The organism is Mycobacterium sp., from assembly GCF_051006775.1.
GTDB lineage: Bacteria > Actinomycetota > Actinomycetes > Mycobacteriales > Mycobacteriaceae > Mycobacterium.
This window is the reverse complement of record NZ_JBPCSX010000080.1, coordinates 1-3,390: the sequence shown is the minus strand read 5'-3', so window position 1 is coordinate 3,390 and position 3,390 is coordinate 1. Positions and strand designations below refer to the sequence as shown.

3 protein-coding genes and 1 other RNA gene are annotated in these 3,390 nt (G+C 66.4%); 1 reads left to right on the top strand and 3 read right to left on the bottom strand.

The genetic code is table 11. The features are described from left to right. The coding region (locus ACR2JI_RS06065; protein WP_526389060.1) for a hypothetical protein at positions 1-469 on the top strand (469 nt) is incomplete at its 5' end. A gap of 235 nt (positions 470-704) precedes the next feature. Here the strand turns inward: ACR2JI_RS06065 and ACR2JI_RS06060 are convergent. The 3 genes from ACR2JI_RS06060 to ssrA all read right to left on the bottom strand — a co-directional run. Beyond that, a complete protein-coding gene (locus tag ACR2JI_RS06060; protein ID WP_526389058.1) occupies positions 705-1,961 on the bottom strand; it encodes an amidohydrolase in 1,257 nt (418 codons plus the stop codon). Positions 1,962-1,970: 9 nt separating this feature from the next. Further along, positions 1,971-3,209, bottom strand: a complete 1,239-nt coding sequence (locus ACR2JI_RS06055; protein WP_526389056.1) for a threonine/serine exporter family protein — start codon at positions 3,207-3,209, stop codon at positions 1,971-1,973. Positions 3,210-3,272: 63 nt separating this feature from the next. After that, positions 3,273-3,390, bottom strand: a transfer-messenger RNA (tmRNA) gene (gene ssrA, locus ACR2JI_RS06050); the annotation flags it as partial.

Genomic DNA, 3,390 nt, shown 5'->3' with positions numbered 1-3,390 from the left:
CCGCGCAGCAGCAGGCGCGCGCCGCAGCCGAGATGAGCCGGCAGTGACCGCCGGGCGGGACATCTTCCGGATCCCGGCCACTGTGTTGTTCATCCTCGGGATCGTGGACCTGATCCGCGGGATCATGCACACCTTCCTGCTGCGTTGGGCCGGCGTGCACATTGCCGGCTTCAACCCGGTCACCACGCCGTCGGATCAGTTCTTCATGTTGGGCGCCTTCGGGATCTCCAACTTACTGACCGGGTTCCTCTACCTACTGATCAGCCGCAAGGCCCGGACACTGTCCCCCTATGTGCTGGCCATCATCCCGGCGACGTACCTGCTCGGCATGATCGGCATCGGGGTCGCGAAGGTGAACCCGCAGGCGGTTTTCGACGGCAAGTACTTCATGACGGTCTACCTCGCGCTGTGCGTGGCGACGGTCGCCGTATTCCTGGTGCAACGAGGTGCACAGCGCAAAAACCTTTGAGCATTGCGAGATTTCGATCCGGGTGTCCAGAGCGGAATGTTGACGGGAAACAAAGCAGGCCAGGCCTTTCAGCCTGGCCTGCTTTGTTGTGGAGCTGCCGGGAATCGAACCCGCTCTAAAATCGCTCTGAACTCCGGAAATGCCGGATCGCGGGACGCTGGAGTGCGTCAGACGACGCGAAAAAACCTGCGGGAACGCGATGGTTGTTGACGGCGTCAACCTCGGGGACGCGGGATTACTGACCCAGCCAGGCCAGCGTCGCGGCGACGAGCGCCTCGGTGCCGATGTCCAGGGTGGGCTGGATCACTGGCGCGTAATGCGGGGAATGGTTGACCGGGATGTCGCTGGCGATCCGGCCGGCTGCCTCAGCGGCATGCCACGCGTCGGCGTCGGTGCCACCGAGTAGCCAGAAGCAGTAGGGGGCATTCACACCGCGGGCGATATCACTGAAGTCTTCGCTGCCCCCGATCCGCGGCGGGGTGATCATCGCCTCGGGGCCCAGCGCCCCGGCCAGTGCCGCGGCGACTTGGGCCGTCACCTCGGCGTCGTTGACGGTCAGCGGGGCCTCCTCGTAGACCTCGATGTCCGGATCACGCGGCGAACCCGAGGCCGCACACTCGGCGATGATGATCCGGCGGATCGAGCCCAGCAGCGTCGAGCGCGTCTCCTCGCTGTAGAAGCGAATGTTGATCAGCAACTCGGCCTGGTCCGGGATGATGTTGGCCTTGGTGCCCGCGTGCAGACTGCCGACCGTCAGTATGGCCGGCTCGCCGGGTTCGATCTCGCGAGCGACAACGCTTTGCAGCCGCAGCACGATGGCCGCTGCCAGTACCACCGGGTCGATGGTGCTCTGCGGCATCGAGGCGTGCCCGCCGCAGCCGTAGACGGTCACCCGAATCGAGGCTCCCCCGGCGAAAGCGGGGCCGGGGATCGCCGCCAGGCATCCGGCCGGCAGCGGCATGACATGTTGACCGAGAGCCACATCGACCGGCCCGGTCAGGGAGGCCAGGCCGTCATCGACCATCCCCTTGGCGCCATTGATCATCTCCTCGGCGGGCTGAAATACCGTGATGAGCGTTCCGCGCCAATGCTTTTGCCCCTGCGCCAGCAGGTGGGCCCCACCGATCAGACAGGCGGTGTGCATATCGTGTCCGCAGGCGTGCATCACCGCCACCTCGGCGTCCCCGTCGATGGGGATGCCCGTCGCGGTGCTGGCATAGGGCAGTCCGGTGTCCTCCTTGACCGGCAGCGCGTCCATGTCGGCGCGCAGCAGCACGGCCGGGCCCTCGCCGTTGCGCAGCACCCCCACCACACCGGTGCCGCCGACACCGGCAGTCACCTCGAATCCACTCTGCCGCAACCGGTCTGCCACCAGTCCGGCCGTGCGGTGTTCCTGATGTGAGAGCTCCGGGTGCTGATGCAGGTCGCGGTAGAAGTCCTCCTGCCAGGCGCGCATACCGTCGGCGCCCGCCATCACCTGATCCACGCTCATGGGCAGATGTTAGGGGGTCGGCGCTCCCCCAGGCGGCGGGACGGCCAGTTGTCCGATCATCGCGCCGACCTGAACGCCGGCGCTGATCGAGATGACCATGCCGATCACGGGGATCAGCGCGGACGCCCCGCGGATGCCTTCACCGAGTTCGGTGAAGGTGACCAGGCCCAGTGAGCCCGGAACCAGCAGCCAGAACGCAGCCCGGAACGTCACGATCACCGGCAGGTCGGGGCGATAGCGCTCAACGATTCTCAGGAGCGGAAGCATCACCGCGGCTGCCACGCCAGCCGCCAGGACAGGGTCCCATCGCAGCTCCACTGCTTTCACGATCGCGTAACTGAGTTCCAACGCGACGGCGATGGTGATCATCAACGTCGGCGATGCGCTGAAGAACAACCCGACACCAACGGCCATGACGACCAGGGCCAGCCACGCCGTCCATCCCGGGAGTTCCTTGGTGGGCAGCGTTGCTAAGACACCAACGTCCGCTCCCACCGCCGCCGCGCCGCCGACCACTCCGAGGGCAAGGGTCGCCCAGATGAGCAATCCGGAGGCGATCCGGCCGCCGCCCGAGATCAGGTCGCCGCCGGCAAGTTCGATCACACCGTTGGTGATCGTGGCCGCCGGGACCAACATCAGCAGCGGGGCGCAGACCGCGTACAGCGGGGCCGGACCCAACCCGACGTGGTGCCCGACGCCGATTACCGCGGCCGAGACCAGGAACCCGCACAGCAACGGCAGCACCGCGGACAGCCGGGGATGACGTCCAGCCCACAACAGCATCAGACCCACGGCCATACCGAGGATCAGAGCAAGGGCGGCGGCCGCGATGCTGGTGCCGAAGACGACGGCGATGCCCCCTGACACCAGTCCGCTGCCCAGAACCGCCAGTGCCGGAGGGTATTTCGGGCCCGAGCTCAGCGTGGACTGAAGCCGCTGACGAACGCCTGCGGGTGATTCCCGGCCCGAAGCGGCGTCGGATGCAATCCTGCCGACCTCGCAAGCCTGGTCCCAGCGCAGTGATGTGGACAGCGGCTGGCTGAAGATGCGCGCGCGTTTCAGCACGGCCGAGTCGGTGAGGATCGCTGACGGAAACACTCCGATGGACAAGGCGCCGGCTTCCTCGGCGGCCCCGACGCGATTCAACGCGTTCTGGATGTCGGTGACGGCGTAGCCGGCCGCGAGCATGGCCAATCCGAGTTCGCCGACCATCTCCTCCGTGGCGGCGGGGCCGGCATCGCTCTTCACCGCGCAATCGTAGGCAATGACACGCAGAAGGCCAGGGTTTGTGGCCCTGGCCTTCTGCTATATCGGTGGAGCTGCCGGGAATCGAACCCGGGTCCTACGGCATTCCCTCAAGACTTCTCCGTGCGCAGTTCGCTATGTCTCTACTTGGATCTCCTGCTCACGCGAACAAGTCAGGATGACG